The organism is Paraburkholderia piptadeniae, from assembly GCF_900007165.1.
In the GTDB taxonomy this organism is placed as follows: domain Bacteria; phylum Pseudomonadota; class Gammaproteobacteria; order Burkholderiales; family Burkholderiaceae; genus Paraburkholderia; species Paraburkholderia piptadeniae.
The window spans coordinates 62,745-81,633 of the sequence record NZ_CYGY02000047.1; the positions used below are offsets into that span (position 1 = coordinate 62,745).

Here is an 18,889-nt window from a genome sequence, read left to right on the forward strand (position 1 = left end):
GGCTCCGATCGTGGAGACTGTGCCACGAGCGGCTCTATTTTCGACGCCTGAGATATCAAATCAACGAGATTGTGGCGCAATATGAGAGTGCTGCAACCGTTGTCGAAGGTGGAGGCAGGCGTGGCAAACTTCCCTCGGCTCGAGCTGTTGTGTCGGTTATTCCTCGGCCTATTTGTGGGCTTTTTCTGCGTAACAGCTGCCCTTTTCGTGCGTTACGTCGTATCGGCGAACCCGCTGCCGCAAGTCGCCGTCTTGCAATCGAAAAGCGCATCGCAAGCCGCGTCGGGACGCGCTCCCGCAGTCCCATTTTTATCTGCTTCGCAACACCAACCGGCAACGCCTTCGCAAAATACTGAAGAAAGGACACTCATTGCGTCGTCGACTTCCACTATCGTCACGTTCATCGCGGCTGCGGTGACCAACTTCCTGAGTTGGTGGAAGGATAGAGCGAAGGCGAGCAGATCAAAGCAGGACGCGTCGCGCTAGTTCGTCGAACCGGTATGCTGCGACTCGATACGCGCGCCGTCAGTTGTGCGACCTTGTCCGCATGCCGCCCACGCCAACTTTGCCACGCCCGGTTTTGCGAGGCGCAGGACTTTCAGCGCGCAGTTTCTTCCTGGAGGCGACTGTGAGCGTCACCTGGTCAGCAGGATAGTAAGTCGCCCTGTGCACCGCCGAGTGACAGACGGGAGGGTGCTGTTTGAAGGCGTGCTTGGCGGTCTTCACGCCGTAAAATTTTCCACTGCCCTTGACCGGGTTCCCGAGTAGTACCGACAGCGGATTGTCATGTGGGGCAGGGGCACTCCACGACCCGCTCTGGTCGAACCACGCGTTCGCGCGCAAGATCGCAAACCCGGCGCCGTTGACGGTGACATATGTTGCCTTCGCGCTGAGCGCGTAATTGGGACCCTTGACCTCGATTGCCATGACGGACACCTCACGCGTGATTCCTACGCCGATAGTCTAGCCCCGTGCAGCGATCGACGCGGATTGCCACATGCCGACGTGTTTTGCGTTACGCGCGAAACCTTCGCTTCGCCGGCCGCACGGGGAGCGCGAATTGCAAGGCATCGACAGTGAATCGATTTGCATGACTGATTATTCAGCATACGGTTGTGTTTCTAAATATAGCATGACATGATATATTTCCTATAATGAGTGCAGGCTAGTCGTTTTCCGTTTCGATACGTCCCTGCATACGAGCCACATACTGGTCCAGCGCATCGCGTACCAGGAATACGCGGTTGACCGGCGCGTGACAAAGAGGAGCGGCAATGGCCTCATTCAAAAGAGTGCTGCTGTGTTATGACGCTACCCGTGAGGGGCGCCAGGCGCTGTGCGAAGGAGCGGAACTGGCGCGTCAATCCGGGGCGGAAACGCATCTGCTTGCCGTGCTGGACCGGTTGGATCTGCGGTACGGCGCAGACGTTATCCCGGGCGTGCCGCTCGGTTCGGCAGAGCAGGCAGCGAAGGAAATACTGGATGAAAGCGTGACCCGTCTGCGAGAGTTCGGCCTCGAGGTGACTGGACACTTCGTCGTGGGAAATCCGATCGATGAAATCGCCCATTGCTGCAACGAACTGAAACCCGATCTGGTCGTGCTTGGGCATCATCGCAGGGGGATGTTCGCGCGTTGGTGGGACGGGCGCGATGACAAACGGCTGCTTGACCGTCTGTCGTGCGCAGTACTCGTGGTGCACGCGCAGAAGGAGATCGAGGCAGAAGCCGTGTCGTGATCACGGCACGCGGCCCGGTACGTCGGCAGCAGAAGCGCGTGCCGCGCCGCCGCGAAAGACTCGACTTTTGGTAATCGGAAACAACGACCATGGAGGCAAATCATGGGTGGCAATCTTTCCAACCCAGCGCCCCTCGGACTCGCCGGATTTGCATTCACGACGTGGATGCTCAGCATGATCAACGCAGGCTGGTTCAATGCCGATGCACTCGGTCTGGTATTGGCACTGGCGTTCGCTTTCGGCGGCACGGCGCAGATGATCGCGGGCGTGCTCGAATTTCCGCGCGGCAATACGCTCGGGACGGTCGCGTTCCTCAGCTATGGCGCGTTCTGGTGGTCCTTCGCGCTGTTCGTCGCGTTTCTCGGCACGAAAGTGCCTGAAACGTTCGTCGGTTGGTACCTGCTGGTCTGGGGTGTGTTCACGTTCTACATGTGGATTGGCTCCATGCACACCAGTACGTCCGTGCAACTCGTGTTCCTCGCCCTCTGGATTACCTATCTGCTGCTCGCGATCGGCGCATGGACGGGATCTCTTCTCGCGACGCATCTGGGCGGTTATACCGGCCTGGTTACGGCCTTGTTTGCGTTCTACGCATCCGCGGCGATGGTGATCAACGAGAGCTTCGGGCATACCGTGCTGCCTACACACCCGTATGTAGAACCTCATCCGCACGCAGCGTAGCGGATCGGCGACGTCGTCAACGTTTCGGGGCATCGGCTCGGTACCGCCGAAGTAGAAAGCGCACTGGTGACGCATCCCGATGTCGCCGAGGCGGCGGTAGTGGGCTATCCGCATGCGCTCAAAGGGCAGGGCATCGACGCTTATGTGACGCTCAAGGTCGGAGTCAAGCCGGAGGAGTCGTTGCGCAAGACGCTGGTGACGCTGGTGCGCAAGGAAATTGGCCCGCTGGCCAGCCCGGACTTTATCCAGTGGGCACCCGTGCTGCCGAAGACACGTTCAGGCAAGATCATGCGTCGCATCCTGCGCAAGATCGCCGACGGCGACTACGACAACTGGGTGACGTCTCGAAGCTGGCAGATCCGCGTGTCGTCAAGGAACTGATCGACCATCGGATAGCGCATTGAAGCGGGCGGCCGCTATGAGCTTTCTCGAAGTTCAGCGCCGCTCGGTCGATCGTGATGGTCTCGCTACGGTCCGTTGCCGGTGACCGATCTGAGCGCGGAGCGCAGCAGTCCGATCGTGGCCAGAAGCCACGCAGCGAACGCGATCGGAACGGTGATCCGGGCCACGTGTGTGAGAAAGGGAAGGTGGACGGCATCGGCTTGGTGCTGGTGGCGGCGGTGTACATGCCGGGCGGAAAGCATTCGACCCGGCATCGCCGCGCCAGATTCAGGCCTTTTTCACGTAAGCGTTACACCATCCCTTTGCATCGACCAGCTTGCCGCCATACGTAGTACAAGGGCCCATCGCCGAGCCGGGCTTGCCCTGATAAAGCTGGCAATTGGCGCAAGTTTGCCCGGTCTGATAGTGGGGGAACTTTGTCTTGTCCACTTTCGCAGCGTCCGTCTTGTAGCCGAGCGCCTGTGCGGTCGGATCGTTCTCGGCAAGCACGGGCGCGTCGGCTCGCGACTCAGTGGAGAGAACCGTCGTCGATGCGACGGATGCAGCAAGTATCATGAAACGCCGTCGGGAGATTGTCATGATATGGATTCCTATATGTAATGAAGCAGAAGGATGAAGGGCGTGTCGTTCTTTGTCCGGTCACATCGACTCAACCCTGTCGGCCCTTGGACAAGTACTCAGCATACGCCATACCTGCCGGTCGAAAAAAACGAGCGTCGTCCGCGATTGCTTCGAAACCGACCCGTTAAAGCACCTGTTTTTCAACATACTTCATATTGTGATATATGAGGCTGAACGCGACGCGGGCGCACTATATCGATCAGGTCTCGAAGGCAGCGAACACGCGAGACGATGATCTCGCGGTCGAAGTGACGGCCATTTTGATCAGCCGATTGATATCTCTGAACATACTCATGGCGGGCTCCGGTTTGTGTACCTGCCGATCATCGATTTAGCGTGTTACATCACGTTGTGATATATATGACGTTTTAGCATTACGTCTTCGGCGACCTGGCAGGGGAAATCATGGGCGAGCAGAGCGGGCACAAGGGCGATTTCGCAACGAATGTCCGACTTCTGCGGATCAGCGCCATCGCTGCCGTGGGCGGCATACTGAGCACCGTCGCCGCCGACTTCCTGTTGCATCTCATCCGCTTCTTCACGAACCTGTTTTTCTTCCAGACGGTATCGACGGCGAACCATTCTCCTTCGCAGAACACGCTCGGGCTGTTCGTTGTCGCGGCACCCGTGATCGGCGGGCTGCTGGTGGGATTGATCGCCCGCTTCGGGTCGGAGCAAATTCGCGGCCACGGCATACCCGAGGCGATCGAGGCGATCCTGTTCGGCAAGAGCAAGATGTCGCCGAAAGTGGCTGTCCTCAAGCCGCTCGCCTCGGCGATCGCCATCGGCAGCGGCGGACCTTTCGGCGCCGAAGGCCCGATCATCATGACGGGCGGTGCGATCGGCTCGCTCGTCGCACAGTACTTCCATTTATCGAGCGCGGAGCGCAAGGCGCTGCTGGTGGCGGGCGCGGTGGCGGGGATGACCGCCGTGTTCGGCACGCCCGTCGCAGCCGTGCTGCTCGCGATCGAACTGCTGCTGTTTGAGCTGCGGCCTCGCAGCCTCCTGCCCGTCGCCATCGCGTGTGCCGTAGCCGGATTCGCGCGGCCGCTGCTGTTGGGAAGCGGCCCACTGTTTCCTCTGCAAACGATGCCGCTCGGGCCGGTGGGCATCGTATCGTCGGCCATCGCGGGATTGATCGCAGGCGCTCTGTCATGGGGCTTGTCCACGTGGCTCTACAAAGTGGAAGATCTGTTCGGCAGGCTGCCCGTTCACTGGATGTGGTGGCCGGCGCTGGGTGCGATCGTCGTCGGCATCGGCGGATATTGTCAGCCGCGCACGCTCGGCGTCGGATACGACGTCATCGGCGATCTGCTGCAAAACCACCTTGCTGTGCAGGCCGTAATCTCGATCGTCCTTGTCAAGGCAGTCATCTGGGTCATTGCATTGGCCTCGGGCACGTCGGGCGGCGTGCTGGCGCCATTGCTGATGATGGGTGCTGGCGTAGGCGCGCTTGCCGCGCCTTATATGCCCGGAGGCGAACCTGCCGTGTGGCCGCTGATCTTCATGGCGGCCGCGCTTGGCGGCATGATGCGCGCGCCCGTGATGGCGGCCGTGTTCGCCTTCGAACTGACGGGCGACGCCAACGCATTGCTTCCGTTGCTGGCGGCTGCCGCTGTCGCTTACGGGTTTACGGTGCTGCTCATGCGGCGCTCGATTCTCACGGAGAAGATTGCCCGCCGTGGTTACCACATCTATCGCGAGTACAGCATCGACCCGCTCGAAAGACATTACGTCGACGAGGTCATGACCCGCACCGTGCAGACAATCGATGCTGACGCGAGGGTCGCAGAAGTGCTTCGCGACTATTTCGGCTCGGGCCAGAAGTATCGCGCCTATCCCGTTCTCGCTTCCGGTGTTCTCGTGGGCATGGCGGACCGTGCGCTGCTCGATCGCATTCCCCCGGCGAAAGCCGATACCCCGCTCGGTGCGTTCTTCGCGCACGCACGGCCCGAGATCGCGCTGCCTGGCGAGACCTGCAGGAACGTGGCCGCGCGCCTGGCCATCACGGGACTCGACCGCGTTCCGGTGGTCGAAAGCGAGACGACGTACCGTTTGATCGGCATCGTATCGCGACACGACCTGGTCAAGCCGTCACTGTCGGTGTTCGCCGAGGAGCGACAACTCGAGCAATTTCGCCGCGTGTGGATTGCGCGCCGCGAGCGCTTCGCGCCGACCAACAAGCGACAGGATGCACCGGGCGAGCATGCCGACGCGGAGCGCTAAAGGAAGATCGCTTCCGTCCTGAAGTCGGTGGCGGCGAGCGTGCCGCCGTGACATGGCGCGGCAGGATGACAGTTCGATGGTGCACGTTTATGCGCTGCGGAGAGGATGGACGCGCACCTGTTGTCAGTGACTCGCTATGGGCTGCGGGCTCGCGCGTCATCGCGCTCACGAGACCGTGTCTGGGACCCGAGCGGTGCTTCCAGGCGACTTGGTTGTGGCTTGTTGGACACCGTCGCTCACGCACAGAGGACCGTCTCTCTCGGCGCGGCGTAGTATTTCTGACTAACAACAAACGGGGACGCCGTAAACCTGCGACAAATTAAATGCGGCGTTGTGCTGTGTCTATCAGCAGCTCTCGCATCGGCACCGTGCGCAGCGGCCGTAATGGAATTCCAGCGGCACGTTGAGGACCCGCAAAACAGGTTTATTGACAAGCCCAAAATCAACCCTTCTCCTCAGCACGTTCTTGTCATTCGCGGCCGAAAGTCTGCTGACCTGGCATTATGGTTTGGAGTCACCTACGGGACGACAAATCAGAAATGTCAGTGATAGTCGCTCGCATCTTCGGTGCACCGGAAGTTGCGCAGGGCATTGTCGACTGGGTACGCGTGCCGAAGGGGGATCGAGCCTTTTCAGTCCGCTTCTTTCTTGACCGGTACGAACCGGGCAAATGTCTGTGGCAGCCCTTTGCAACCTACATTGCCGAATTCGTCCCGAGTGAGAGCCAAGGTCCTGGTGGATCTAGCGGTTTTACCGGTATCCGCGCTGATGGCCGAAGCGAAGCAACCATTGACTGGACCTGCGAACTAAAATTCGCGGGGGTGTCCGGAGCAGACAAGTATCTCGTGTGCCTGTCACGCCACCGGACGCCCCTGAATAGCGATATCTCGACCGATGGCGGAGTCATCAACTTGGATATTGACCTCGCACCATGAGTTGAAGCTTGAGCAGTGCATCCAGAATCGCTATGACCACCTGCGAGTTTCATCCGCGATCAATACCCGTAGCCGCCCTGACACGGCACATAGGCGCGTTGATAGCTGTCGTAGCAAGCCGCTGACGGCGGTTGCGTATAAACCGGTTGCGCGTAAACGGGTTGCTGATACACCGGCTGTCCGTAGGCAGGCTGAGCATCCGCAATCGACGTCACGAGCGCGCCGAGCACCGCGCCTCCGATGAGCGCCCCCACAATCGCGCCACCATCGCCGCCGCCGTGACCATGCCCCCAGCCACCGCGCCCGTGCGCCGATGCCTGCTGGGCCACCGACAAACTTCCGATTACCAACAAGACAAGTGCTGCGCGTTTCATAAGACTCTCCGTTTTCCGTTTGACGGGTTCATGGAGATCATCCTAAGCAGGCGTCGATGAAATAACTTATGCAGTTGGTAACTGCGCATTTCAAATATTACAAAGCCACGTGTCGGCCCGTTTGAGGCGTTTCGACCCGTGCTTAACTCGGTGACGACCGGCGGCCCCAACCACGCGCACGGCCGCAATCTACGGTCAGATCTCGACAACGTCTCGGGACCTGGTTTGTTACGCCCTGAAATTCTTGCCGAGACAGTCGCCTAACGCGTAGTAGTGTCGAAATACATAATGCAATGGCTTCCATGTTGCACATCGATCCGTCGAGTCGGTGCCAGCAGATCGGTATGAACATGGATTCGCAGAACCTTCAATTCTGCGGCGACGCATAGCATCTGCGTCGCTCCCGAGAAATCAATGCCACAGGAGTTCCGAAGTACAGGACCGGTAGTTCGACGACATCGGTTTGCATGACGCTCTCGCAAAGCTCAAAAGTTGCCCATTCTCGACGCAATGCTCAGAGACACGTTTCAGCGCGTGATGAAGCATCGGACGCTAAACTCCGAAGCAATCGTAGCGATGGAGGGGGTGCTTCCACGCGGATGGTTAAGAGCCGGTCGAACACGGCGACGTCGTTTGAATGCGCCGGCAGCGACCATCCTTCCCGGGCCCGGACAAAGTGCCGGGCTTCCTTTTGGATTCGATTGGCGATGCCCACGCCCATGATCGACGGAGAAGGTCTTCTGCGCCTTTGCAGATCGTATCGGTCACGGCCTCGATGACCTTCAGCCGGTCTACTTCACGCATCGTCATCGTCATCGTAATCGTCCCGGTCGAGTTCATCGCCGGCGCTCCATGAAGGTGTGTCGGCATCTTTCGCATGGGTGTGTTCGGACGGCATCTATCCTCCATTGCACATGCCGCGCAGTCGAGCAGGCTCGACCGATAGACGATCGTGTTGTCCTTGGTAATGTGTATGCGCGGGTTCCTGAACGGGTGGCGCAGTATTCGACAATCAGCATGCGAACTATCAACTCGGGGTCGATCGATGGACGCCCCGCGTGACTGTAGAACGACGCCATGTGCTCAGGTACGGCCAGTGGTCAGAATAGCCCGCGCCTTTTTCCGCTCCCTGTCGAGTGCAGCAAGCGCCATCGAGGCCCCAAGCATCGCCGCCCGCAGTAGTGATGGGGCGCGGTCGAGGTCGAAGATGACACCGCCCGGATATCACCAAATCGGGGGCGACGCCGTTCCATGAATGAATTTCGCCGAGGCTGATCGGTGCGAGTCCGACGAGCGCTTCGTTATTGTTTTCGACCAGCAATGGTCGATGGGCGCGCTAACACTCGCTAATCCTCGCCGAAGCCGACGATTCGGAAGGCCATTGCCAGCCGGTTGCATCACGTGCTGCGACGTTCCAACTAGCGAACGCGATTTTCCTGCTAAGGCATCGCTTCGCCATCCGTTTTTTCCAACCAGCCCCGTACACGGCAGACAGCCGATAACGCGTCCCGAAGTCAGTGAGGGTATACGCGCATTGTTTCTCACATGGTCGAAATTTACGCTTTGCGTAATCAATTACGAATGTGGAGTTGCAAGGTGAGCAGCAGTCAAGGCAGCGCGAACGGTCAGTCCAAACCCGTCGCAATCGTCACGGGAGCCGGCGGCGGCATCGGCGCTGCGATCACGCGCCGGCTGGCCGCGGATGGCTTTCACGTCGCCGCAGTCGATATTTCTGACAAGGCGCTCGCAAGCGTTGTTGCCAGCGTGCAGGCGGTGGGTGGCTCGGTGGAAGGCACCGTTGTCGACCTGCGCGACGAGCAGGCCGTCGGAGCGTTCGTCGCGCGTCTGCCGCGCGTGGACGCCGTCGTCAACAACGCAGGCGTGTTCGACGAGCGCGCGTTCATGGATCTGAGTGCCGAAGATTTCATGCGTCACTACGATCTGAACGTCGTCGCGCTGTTCCGCATGGCGAGGAATGCGGCGACGCGCCTGCCGTCGGGCGGTAAGATCGTGAACATCGCGTCTCGCGCCTACCTCGGCGCGCGTAATCACGCGCACTACGTCGCAGCGAAAGCGGCCGTGGTCGGCCTGACGCGCGCGATGGCGATGGAGTTGCTCGGTCAGGGCATTCTCGTGAACGCCGTCGCGCCCGGCCTCGTCGATACGCCGATGCTTCAGGCGCTCACGACTGAGCGCCGCGCCGCGCAGCTCGCGCTGCAGCCGACGGGCCGCGCAGCGCTGCCCGAGGACATCGCGAACGCGGTCGCCTTCCTCGCCGCGCCGCATATGGATTTCATCACCGGCCAGATCCTGATGGTCGACGGCGGCAAGTCGCTCGGCGGCACGGCCGCGCTCTGACGCCGCATACACACCTGCCCATTCACGCTCAATCAACAGATCGCACGGCCGACACGAGCCGCGCCGCAAGGAGACACCGATGAACGCTGCTGAAGAAGCCGCCGTACTGAAAAAGACGGCCTGGCGACTGATCCCATTTCTTTTCCTGCTGTACATCGTCAGCTATATCGATCGTACGAACGTCGGCTTCGCCGCGTTGCAGATGAACCATGAAATCGGCCTGACGCACGCAATGTACGGGCTGGGCGCCGGCATCTTCTTCATTGGCATGCTGCCGTTCGAAGTGCCGAGCAACCTGATGATGGTGCGCTTCGGCGCGCGCGTATGGCTCGCGCGCATCATGATCGTCTGGGGACTTGTGACGCTCGCGACCTCGTTGATTACCGGCCCGAACTCGTTCTATGTCGTGCGCTTCCTGCTCGGCATCAGCGAGGCGGGCTTCTTTCCAGGCGTGCTGTTCTATCTGACCTTCTGGTTCCCCCGCGAGCATCGCACGCAGATCATCGCGCGCTTCATGATCTCGCTGCCGATCGCAGCCGCCATCGGCGGGCCCGTGTCGTCGCTGATCCTGCAATGCTTTGACGGGGTCGCAGGCATTCCGGGCTGGCGCTGGCTCTTCGTCGTCGAAGGCATTCCGGCCGTGCTGCTCGGCTTCGTGACGTGGCGCGTGCTGCTCGAACGCCCGACGCAGGCGCGCTGGCTGACGCCCGCGCAGCGCGACGCGCTGCAGGCGAAGATCGACCGTGAGCAGGCGGAAGACCGCGCGAACGGCGACTCGCATAGCGCCGCGCACGTCTTCAAGACGCTGTTCGACTGGCGCACGCTGGTCGTGACATTCACGGGCGTCTGCTTCGTGATCGGCTTCTACGGCGCGGGCTTCTGGCTGCCGCAGATCATCAAGACGTTCCATGTGACGACGCTACAAGTGGGCCTTTTGAGCGCGCTGCCGAACCTGCTCGGCGCGATCGCGATGCTGGTCTGGGCGCGTCGCTGCCGCAGCCGCATGATGCAGCTGTCCGACGTGATCTATCCGCTGCTGCTGGCGTGCGTGGCGTTCGTCGTCGCGGCGTACAACCTCGACCAGCCGGTGATCGCGATGTCCGGCTTCTGCGTCGCGATGATCGGGCTCTATGCGTGCATGCCCGCTTACTGGTCCCTGCCGACGATGTTCTTCAGCGGTACGGCTGCTGCCGCGGCGCTCGCCTTCGTCAACGCCGTTTCGAACCTCGGCGGCTTCTTCGGCCCGACGATCATCGGCTGGCTCACGCAGACGACGGGGAGCTTCAAGCTCGCGATCGCCACCATGGGTGGGTTCGTGCTGGTCGGCGCGATTGCGCTTCTGCTGCTGTTGCCCGCTTATCAGCGTCATCGCGACATGACGCGCGCCCGCACCGTTGCGGCCTGACGCGCGAATCCTGTCGACACCATTCAACGAGAACTCACGAGAAACAACCATGAATCAATCGTCAGCATCCGCGCGTCAGACCGCGCTCGTCACGGGTGGCGCGGGCGGCATCGGTGTCGCGATCTGCCGTTACCTGGCCGATGCCGGCCATCGCGTGGCCGTCGCCGATCTGAATGCCGAAGCGGCAGCGCGCGTTGCGGCAACGCTTCCGGGCGACGGGCATTTCGGCCTCGCCATCGATGTGTCCGACGAAACGTCCGTTGAGCGCGCGTTCGATCGTGTGACCGAGGACGCAGGCCGTCCGACCATCCTGATCGCAGGCGCGGGCGTGCTGTTCTTCAAGCCGGATGGACAGCGTCCGCTCATCAAGGAGATCTCGCTCGCCGACTGGACGCGCACGATGACGATCAACCAGACGGGCTGCTTCCTCACCTGCCGCGAATTCGCGCGCCGTCTGCCGGAAGGGCATTCGTTCGGCCGCATCGTCACGATCTCGTCGGTGACGGCGCAACTCGGCGGCTATCGCTCGAATGCCGCGTATATCGCCAGCAAGGCGGCCGTGATCGGCTTCACGAAGGCGCTGGCGCGCGAGCTCGCGCCGCAGGGCGTCACGGTCAACTCGGTTGCGCCGGGTCTGATCGACGCGCCGATGCTGCGCCAGTCGCTGCCGCAGGACCGCGACAGCGAAGTCGCCGCGACGATTCCGCTCGGCCGCATCGGTCTGCCTGAAGACGTTGCGGATGCCGTCGCGTACCTCGTGTCGGAAGGCGCGAACTATCAGACGGGCACGACGATCGACGTCAACGGCGGCTATCGGATGCAGTAATGGTGCTGCTGCGCAGCGCTGCAAGAAGGACACTCATGGAAAGCGAATACGATGTGATCGTGGTCGGCTCGGGCGCGGGCGGCCTGAGCGCCGCGCTCACCTGCAAGGCGCGGGGGCTGTCGGTGCTCGTGCTGGAAAAGACCGGGTATTTCGGTGGCTCGACGGCTGTGTCGGGCGGCGCGGTGTGGATTCCGCAGAACATGCACATGAAGGGCGTCGGTCACGACGACTCGCGCGAGCAGGCCATCGCCTATCTGCAGGCGACGGTCGGCCCGGCGCTGCGTCCCGACATGATCGATGCGTTTCTCACGCACGGTCCGGAGATGGTGCGTTTTATGGAAGCGAACACGGATGTGCATTTCATCGCGCGGCCCGTGTCTCCCGACTATCAGCCGGAGCGCGAAGGTGCGTCGCAAGGCGGCCGCACGATCGACCCCGCGCCGTTCGACGGCCGCAAGCTCGGGCCGCTGTTCTGCGCGCTGCGGCCGCCGCTGCACAGCTTCCTCGCGCTCGGCGGGATGATGGTGAACCGCAAGGACATCGACGCGCTGCTGTCGATGCATCGCAATGTCGCGTCGCTGCGCCATTCGCTCGCGCTGATTGGCCGCTACGCGCTCGACCGCCTGAAGTGGCCGCGCGGCACGCGTCTGCTGCTTGGTAACGCGCTCGCGGCGCGGCTGCTGAAATCCGCCGTCGACAAGAAGATTGTCCTCGAGCGCGAAGCCGGTGTCGAAGCGCTGCTGCACCAGGGCGAGCGCGTGACGGGCGTGCGGGTTCGTCAACGCGGCAAAGTGATCGACGTGCGAGCGAGGCGCGCGGTGGTGCTCGCCACGGGCGGCATTCCGCAGGATCTGAAGCTGCGCAAAAAGCTCGTGCCGCACGCCGACGTGCATCGCTCGATGTCGCCGGTCAGCAATAGCGGCGACGGCGCGCGGCTCGCGATCAGCCGGGGCGGTCATCTGGCGACGGGCAATGCGGGCGCGGCGTTCTGGACGCCCGTGTCGATCCTGCGCGACGAAAACGGCGCGGAAACGGTGTTTCCGCACCTAGTCACGGATCGCCAGAAGCCCGGCATCATGGCCGTGAATTCGGCGGGGCGGCGCTTTGCGAACGAGGCGACGTCGTATCACGAGTTCGTCGCGTCGATCCATCGCGAGCATGAGAAGACGCCGTGCATTCCCGCATGGCTGATCTGCGACAGCACCTTCCTCAAGCGCTACGGGATGGGTCTCGTGCGTCCGCGCACGCCTTCGCTCGGTCGGTTCCTGCGTTCGGGCTATCTGAAGCAGGCACCGACGATCGAAGCGCTGGCCGACATGATCGGCGTGCCGCGCAATGCGCTCGCCGATTCCGTTGCCCGCATGAACCGCGCGGCCGCGAGCGGCGAAGACCCGGATTTCGGGCGTGGCCGCTCAGCGTATGACCGCTACCTCGGCGATGCGTCGCACAAGCCGAATTCGTGTCTCGGCCCCATCGCCGATGGACCGTTCTACGCGGTGCGGATCACGCCAGGCGATATCGGCAGCGCGACGGGCATCGACGTGGATGCGAAGGCGCGGGTGGTCGGCGCGGACGGTACACCGATCCCCGGCCTCTACGCCTGCGGCAACGACATGAACTCGATCATGGGCGGCACGTATCCGGCGGCGGGCATCACGCTGGGACCGGCGCTGACGTTTGGCTACATCGCCGGCATGACCATCAGCGCAAGCGAAACGCAGCAGCGGGAGGTAGTCGCATGACCCAACAGGCTACTGACAGGCAAGCCGCGTATCCGCGCGTCGCCTTTGTGACGGGCGCCGCGAGCGGCATCGGCGCGGCCGTGTGCCGGCTTCTGGCCGCACAAGGCGTCGCGATTGCGGCGGCCGACCAGAACGAAGCGGGACTCGCAGCGCTGCATGACAGCCTGGGGCGCGACGTGCGCTTTCTGAGCGCCGTGCTCGACGTGCGCGACGAAGCAGCGCAACAGGCATTCGTCGGCGAAGTCGAAGCGAAGCTCGGCCCGATCACTGACGTCGTGCCGTGCGCCGGACTCGCGCGCAGCGCGCCCGCCGAAACGATGAGCGCCGAGCAGTGGGATCTCGTGCTCGACATCAACTTGCGCGGCACGTTCCTCACCTGCAAGTCGACGGCGGCAGTGATGCTGCCGCGCGGCCGGGGCAGCATCGTGTGTCTCGCGTCGGTCACGGCACGCGGCGGTCAGCCGGGACGCGCGAATTACGCGGCGTCGAAGTGGGGGCTCGTCGGTCTCGTGAAAAGCCTCGCGACCGAATGGGGCAACCGCGGTGTGCGCGTGAATGCCGTCGCGCCGAACGGCGTCGATACGCCGTTGCTGAAAGTCGGCGTGCCCGAAGGGTTCCGCGAGGGAGTGATGCTGGATCGCACGCCGCTCGGACGCTTCGCGCAAGTCGAAGAAATCGCGCAAGGCATCGCATACCTGCTGTCGGATGCGGCGTCGTATGTGACGGGCGCGGTGCTCGATATCGATGGCGGTCTCACGGCCGGTTATCTGACACACCGTCACGGCACCGATTACGCGCTGCATCAGCGCTGAATCTCACACTTTTCAAAAAGAGAAGTCATGCAAGTCTATTACTCGCCCTTTTCTCCGTTCGTGCGCAAGGTGCTGGTGTGCGCCGCCGAACTTGGCATCGAAGTCGAACGTCTGCCGAGCTCGGCGCATCCCATCACGCGCGATCAGACCATCGTCGCCGTGAATCCGCTCGGCCGGGTGCCGACGTTTTTCGCCGACAACGGTGAAGTGCTGTACGACAGCCGCGTGATCTGCGAATACATCGATGCGACGAGCGCCGCGCCGCGCCTGTTCCCCGTCAACGGTGCAGCGCGCTGGCAGAGCCTGCGCGAGCAGGCGCTCGCTGACGGACTGCTCGAAGCGGCCCTGCTGATGCGTTACGAGCAGGTCGTGCGCCCCGACGGTCTGCGCTATCAGCCGTGGTACGACGGCCAGCACGAGAAGATCGTCTCGTCGCTCGCGCAACTCGAAGCGTGGGCGCCCACGTTCGGCGAGCGTGTCGATATCGGCACGATCTCGGTTGCCTGTGCGCTCGCTTATCTCGATCTGCGCTTTCCCGATGAAGGATGGCGCACGAACGAAGCGCTCGCGGAATGGCATGCGCGCTTCAGTGAGCGTGCGTCGATGATCGCTACGCAGCATCCCGCCTCGTGAAAGAAGCGGGCGTGTAGCCGGCTCGACGCAATACCGGCGTCGCTGGACCAGAAGCGGGAAGACACAGGTTCTTCCCGTAGGGATGCGCTCGTCACACGAAGCGAGCCGGCGGCGGCGCGGCCTCAGCCATACCGGGTTTGCCATTTGGAGATTCGTCGTCGTGGCCCAAAAACGGGCCGCGGCGGCGTAAAGCTAGTAGTACAACTAAAATATCGGAATGCAGAAATGAAAAAAATCACGGGACTCATGCTCGGTTGCGCGACGGCCGGTGTCTTCACACAGATCGCACACGCGGAAAGCCAGGTGACGCTCTACGGTATCCTCGACGAAGGGCTCATGTATCAGAGCAGCGCGGGTGGCAAGACGGGCGGCAAGAAGTTCTTTCTCGATTCGACGAGCGGCATCAGCGGCAGCCGCTGGGGCATGACGGGTTCCGAAGACCTGGGTGGGGGCCTCAATGCGATCTTCACGCTCGAAGGCGGCATCAACCTGAACAACGGCACCGCGGCGCAGGGCGGCACGATGTTCGGCCGGCAGGTCTTCGTTGGCGTGAATGACCAGAAACGCGGTAGCCTGACCTTCGGCCGCCAGTATGACATGATGTTTTACTTCGGCCAGCCGCTAACCTCGGCGGGCGTGCAAGGGGGCTCGGCGCTCTTCCTGCATCCGGGCGACCTCGACAATACGGGCAACACCATTCGCGTCAACAACGCGATTCGCTACATGAGCCCGAATTACTCGGGCCTGACGTTCGGCGGTGAGTACAGCGTTGGCGGCGTGGCGGGCAACGTAACGGCGAACAGCGGTTATTCACTGGGTTTCGCCTATGCGCATGGTCCTGTGCTGGTTGGCGCGGCATTCGAATACTTCAAGAATCCGACTTCCGCTACTGCCGGTTCCGGTTTCTTCACCAACAACGCGAACGGCGCAAGCGCGCTGTCGCAGACGCTGAACCGCGGTTATGCGAGCGCGACGGCTTACCAGACCGCGATTGTCGGCGGCCGCTATGCGATCGGCCCCGTCACGCTGTCGACGTCGTATTCGAACACGCAATACGCGAACCTCGGCAGCTCGTTCCACACCAGAACTGCGCGCTTCGACAACGTCGACTTCGCCGTGAAGTACATGTACGCCCCGACCCTCGCGTTGAGCGTCGCCTACGACTACCTGAAGGGACATGAGGTGACGGCAGCGGACGGCAGCACGCTCGGCAACCAGCACTACAATCAGGTGAGCGTGATGGCCGACTATCTGCTGTCCAAGCGCACCGATGTTTATCTGGGCGGCACGTGGCAGCGCGCATCGGGTACCTCGTCGACGGGCGAGGCGGCCGTTGCGGACATCGCGAATCTCGGCGATTCTGCGAACAATCACGTGTTCCTGCTGCGCGCGGCGCTGCGTCACCGGTTCTGATCGCGGGTGTACGGTGCGGCTTGCTGGCGACTTGCGCCACAAGGCGCAGATCGCGTAAGTTTTGGCTTTTCCACAAACGTCGCTTTCACATGGCCACCAGTTCGACACGCACTTCAAGTCGCCAGACCGTCCAGTCGGCTGAGATCGGTGCGGAAATACTCAAGGCGCTCGCGCGGCTCGGGCCCGCGGCTTCCCTCACCGCTCTCAGCGAGGCGGCGGGCATGCCGCCCGCAAAAGCGCACCGCTATCTGCAGGCGATGATCGCGAGCGGCCTGGCGGCGCAGGAAAAGCAGTCGGGCCGCTATACGCTCGGGCCCGAAGCGATCAAGATCGGCATGGCGGCGATCGCGCAGATCGACGTCGTCGGCGGCATTTCCGAACTCCTGCCCGCACTGCGCGACGACACGGGGCACACCTGTTTCCTTGCCGTATGGGGAAGCCAGGGCGCGACCGTCGTGCGTACGCTGGAATCCCTCGGCGAAGTGACCGTGCTCACGCGCACGGGCGCAAAAATGCCGCTGCTGCGTTCCGCGACGGGCCTGATGTTCGCCGCATGGCTGCCGCCGCGCGAGCGCGACGCCGAAGCGTCGAATGAGCCGGCTGACTTGAATGCGCAGTTGCACGATCCCGCTTCGCCGTTGTGTGCGCGGCTCGAAGCGATCCGGCGCAGCGGCATTTGCTTCGTACAGGGCTTGATGGTGCCGGGCATCGACGCGATGGCCGCGCCTGTGTTCGACGCCCGCTCGGAGATCGTTGGCGTGCTCACGCTGATCGGCACGGACAATGCTCTCGATCCTTCGCCGGACGGTGTGCATGCGCGCAAGCTCGCCGCGTTTGCCAGGGCCGCGAGCGCAAGGCTTGGGGCGCCGGACGGCTCTGTTGCGCTAAGGCGCTGAGCTGGTATTGGCGTTCGACCATGAATGACGAATGCGATGGGCAAGACGAAGAAGATGCCTCGCGCAATGTTGCCACCGGGTATCGGCAAGTTTCTCAAGCGATTGTGCGAGGGCGTACGGGTGCCCGCCATGTCCCGCTCGCGCGGGGGAGTTTCGGCGAGCGGCTGCGTCACTAACGCAACGGTGTCCGGTTGTCCCGACTCACAGGGTCAACTCCAGTGCCAACGAAGAATCGAATGTTGTCCGGATGCAGCGGATCACCTCGCGTGTGGCGTGTGATACGGGGCGCGCCGATGTCGCGACGAGCGATATGTCGCGATTGATCTGCGGCTCCACGATGCGGGTGGCTTGCAAAAGTCCCTGCTTTAGCTCCTGAGCAACGGAATGTAGCGGCAGGATCGTATAAGCACTTCCCTGCATTGCGGCTGCCTTCTGGATCTGTGCCGAATCGGCTTCCATGGCAACGTTCAGCAAGATGCCTGCTTGTCGTGTCAAATGATCATAGAGGTCACGCACTTCGCTAGGGCTGCTGGGCAGCACCAGCGGTAGACCGTCCAGATCAGCAAACCGGATAGTGGAAGATTTAAGACGCGGGTCGTTCGGCAATCCCACCAGGAACGAGCCCACGCGTGCGAGTCGATCCCCGTCAGAATTTCGCTGCCTGTTCTCACCATACCGATAGGTCAATCCGATGTCGATGTTGCCGTTAATCAGCCATCGGTCAATCTGTCCAGCAGAGCTCTCCAAAACCTTCAAGCGGATACCCGGATGGGCCTCCTGAAGATGAGTGAATAAAGGTATCACCACACTCGAGAACAACGATGGCAGTGCCGCGATGCATACCTCTCCCGAGGCTACGCCTTTAAGCGATGCCACTTCGCGGGAGAGGGCTTCCACATCCTCGAACACCTGCTTAACGTGTGTATGAATGCGATGACCTAATTCAGATAGCGTGAGACCGCGCCCTGTGCGCAGGAACAACGCTCCTCCACACTCCTGCTCCAATCTCGCTAGCCGGCGACTCACGGCGGGCTGAGGAGATCCAGTCATGGCGGCGACACGCGTCAAGCTACCTTGCTCTGCAATGTCCAGGAACAAACGCAGAAGACTTAAGTCCCAATCAGGTTTAGAAGATTTGCTAGCCATATTCTGGAAAGCATAACTGATTTGTACTGTAGTCAGCTAGCAGCCTTTGGATGCAATCGATATATTCATATATGAAAAAGCGAAAGAAACTGCTTCGCAAAGACTGGCTGGTCACGCTGGAGCGTGTCCCAGAGATCAATCAGCCGCCGCGCAGTAAAGAAGGCTTCGTGACTGACGGGATGACGTTCAAAGCAAACGCGCACGACGAAAATGATGCAAGCAGGCATGAATCCGTTTGATCCTCCATCGCAACTGGCCCGAGCCACTGCCACGCGGCTGGCTACGCCGGACGATGCGGATGGGAATGCCGCATCCGTGATGCGTGCGCCGGTACTTTTCGTGGCCGTATCCGCGATCTGCGTACACCGCCAGAGGACGAATCAACGGCCTGCCGCGCCTGCCACCGATCGGCCCGACGGAGTCGATACGCGGAACCAACTGTGTGACGTCGACGGAAAATCGCGACACTGGATGCCGGCTTTCTGCACGAACAAGATGCCAGTCACTGCCGCGCGATCTGATAGTGGCGTGCGGCCTCGCTACCTGAAGCGACGCGGTTTCGGTGGGGGCAGTAGCAGTTCGATCAGCACCCACAGTTCAGCGTCGATGATTGGCTCACCTTCTCGTCGATCCGTCCGTCTCGACGGTCATCGATAACCGCTTCCGTGAAAAGCTAACAGCCT

The 18,889-nt window shown here is 61.8% G+C and carries 17 protein-coding genes and 2 pseudogenes; 13 read left to right on the forward strand and 6 right to left on the reverse strand.

The genetic code is table 11. The annotated features are described in order from the left end of the window. Positions 1 to 525 precede the first annotated feature (525 nt). On the reverse strand, positions 526 to 927 hold the full coding sequence (locus BN2476_RS48380; protein WP_087736729.1) for a hypothetical protein: 402 nt from the start codon (positions 925 to 927) through the stop codon (positions 526 to 528). Between the two features lie 347 nt (positions 928 to 1,274). On the opposite strand from BN2476_RS48380, the gene BN2476_RS24355 reads away from it, so the two are divergent. The 3 genes from BN2476_RS24355 (at position 1,275) to BN2476_RS24365 (ending at position 2,798) form a co-directional block, all read left to right on the forward strand. Further along, a complete protein-coding gene (locus tag BN2476_RS24355; protein ID WP_087736730.1) occupies positions 1,275 to 1,736 on the forward strand; it encodes a universal stress protein in 462 nt (153 codons plus the stop codon). A gap of 102 nt (positions 1,737 to 1,838) precedes the next feature. After that, positions 1,839 to 2,417 carry an acetate uptake transporter gene (locus tag BN2476_RS24360; RefSeq protein WP_087736731.1) on the forward strand — a complete coding sequence of 193 codons (579 nt, stop codon included), beginning with the start codon at positions 1,839 to 1,841 and terminating at the stop codon, positions 2,415 to 2,417. Positions 2,418 to 2,483: 66 nt separating this feature from the next. Continuing rightward, positions 2,484 to 2,798, forward strand: a complete 315-nt coding sequence (locus tag BN2476_RS24365) for an AMP-binding enzyme (RefSeq protein ID WP_218274535.1) — start codon at positions 2,484 to 2,486, stop codon at positions 2,796 to 2,798. A gap of 288 nt (positions 2,799 to 3,086) precedes the next feature. Here BN2476_RS24365 and BN2476_RS24370 read toward each other — a convergent pair whose 3' ends face one another. Further along, positions 3,087 to 3,398, reverse strand: a complete 312-nt coding sequence (locus BN2476_RS24370; RefSeq protein WP_087736732.1) for a high-potential iron-sulfur protein — start codon at positions 3,396 to 3,398, stop codon at positions 3,087 to 3,089. Positions 3,399 to 3,845: 447 nt separating this feature from the next. Here BN2476_RS24370 and BN2476_RS24375 point away from each other — a divergent pair, with 447 nt between their 5' ends. Both BN2476_RS24375 and BN2476_RS24380 read left to right on the forward strand, forming a co-directional pair. Continuing rightward, positions 3,846 to 5,666, forward strand: a complete 1,821-nt coding sequence (locus BN2476_RS24375; protein ID WP_087736733.1) for a chloride channel protein — start codon at positions 3,846 to 3,848, stop codon at positions 5,664 to 5,666. 539 nt (positions 5,667 to 6,205) lie between these two features. Next, complete coding sequence (locus BN2476_RS24380; protein WP_143811029.1) at positions 6,206 to 6,601, forward strand: hypothetical protein; 396 nt, start codon at positions 6,206 to 6,208, stop codon at positions 6,599 to 6,601. Positions 6,602 to 6,660: 59 nt separating this feature from the next. Here BN2476_RS24380 and BN2476_RS24385 read toward each other — a convergent pair whose 3' ends face one another. Then, a complete protein-coding gene (locus BN2476_RS24385) occupies positions 6,661 to 6,975 on the reverse strand; it encodes a hypothetical protein (RefSeq protein WP_087736735.1) in 315 nt (104 codons plus the stop codon). 998 nt (positions 6,976 to 7,973) lie between these two features. After that, positions 7,974 to 8,060: pseudogene (locus BN2476_RS50100) on the reverse strand (transposase); the annotation flags it as partial. A 511-nt stretch (positions 8,061 to 8,571) separates the two neighbouring features. Between BN2476_RS50100 and BN2476_RS24395 the strand changes: the two are divergent. The 8 genes from BN2476_RS24395 (at position 8,572) to BN2476_RS24430 (ending at position 17,060) form a co-directional block, all read left to right on the forward strand. Beyond that, entirely contained in the window at positions 8,572 to 9,333 is a 762-nt protein-coding gene (locus BN2476_RS24395; RefSeq protein ID WP_235850938.1) for an SDR family NAD(P)-dependent oxidoreductase, read from the forward strand. A gap of 79 nt (positions 9,334 to 9,412) precedes the next feature. Then, on the forward strand, positions 9,413 to 10,738 hold the full coding sequence (locus tag BN2476_RS24400; protein WP_087736738.1) for an MFS transporter: 1,326 nt from the start codon (positions 9,413 to 9,415) through the stop codon (positions 10,736 to 10,738). Between the two features lie 49 nt (positions 10,739 to 10,787). Further along, positions 10,788 to 11,564, forward strand: a complete 777-nt coding sequence (locus tag BN2476_RS24405; RefSeq protein WP_087736739.1) for an SDR family NAD(P)-dependent oxidoreductase — start codon at positions 10,788 to 10,790, stop codon at positions 11,562 to 11,564. 35 nt (positions 11,565 to 11,599) lie between these two features. Next, the gene (locus BN2476_RS24410) at positions 11,600 to 13,306 is read left to right on the forward strand and encodes an FAD-dependent oxidoreductase (protein WP_087736781.1); all 1,707 of its coding nucleotides are present in this window, start codon (positions 11,600 to 11,602) and stop codon (positions 13,304 to 13,306) included. Next, positions 13,303 to 14,118: an SDR family NAD(P)-dependent oxidoreductase gene (locus tag BN2476_RS24415; RefSeq protein WP_087736740.1), complete on the forward strand. Its 816-nt coding sequence runs from the start codon at positions 13,303 to 13,305 to the stop codon at positions 14,116 to 14,118. The genes BN2476_RS24410 and BN2476_RS24415 overlap by 4 nt, the downstream gene beginning before the upstream one ends. 27 nt (positions 14,119 to 14,145) lie before the next feature. Further along, positions 14,146 to 14,751, forward strand: a complete 606-nt coding sequence (locus BN2476_RS24420) for a glutathione S-transferase family protein (RefSeq protein ID WP_087736741.1) — start codon at positions 14,146 to 14,148, stop codon at positions 14,749 to 14,751. A 225-nt stretch (positions 14,752 to 14,976) separates the two neighbouring features. Then, positions 14,977 to 16,164 (forward strand): porin, encoded by a 1,188-nt coding sequence (locus BN2476_RS24425; protein ID WP_087736742.1) that lies wholly within the window; start codon positions 14,977 to 14,979, stop codon positions 16,162 to 16,164. 89 nt (positions 16,165 to 16,253) lie between these two features. Continuing rightward, complete coding sequence (locus tag BN2476_RS24430; RefSeq protein WP_087736743.1) at positions 16,254 to 17,060, forward strand: IclR family transcriptional regulator; 807 nt, start codon at positions 16,254 to 16,256, stop codon at positions 17,058 to 17,060. Positions 17,061 to 17,261: 201 nt separating this feature from the next. On the opposite strand, the gene BN2476_RS24435 is transcribed toward BN2476_RS24430, so the two are convergent. Then, complete coding sequence (locus BN2476_RS24435) at positions 17,262 to 18,206, reverse strand: LysR family transcriptional regulator (RefSeq protein ID WP_087736744.1); 945 nt, start codon at positions 18,204 to 18,206, stop codon at positions 17,262 to 17,264. A 65-nt stretch (positions 18,207 to 18,271) separates the two neighbouring features. Next, positions 18,272 to 18,817: pseudogene (locus BN2476_RS47460) on the reverse strand (transposase family protein). Positions 18,818 to 18,889 lie beyond the last annotated feature (72 nt).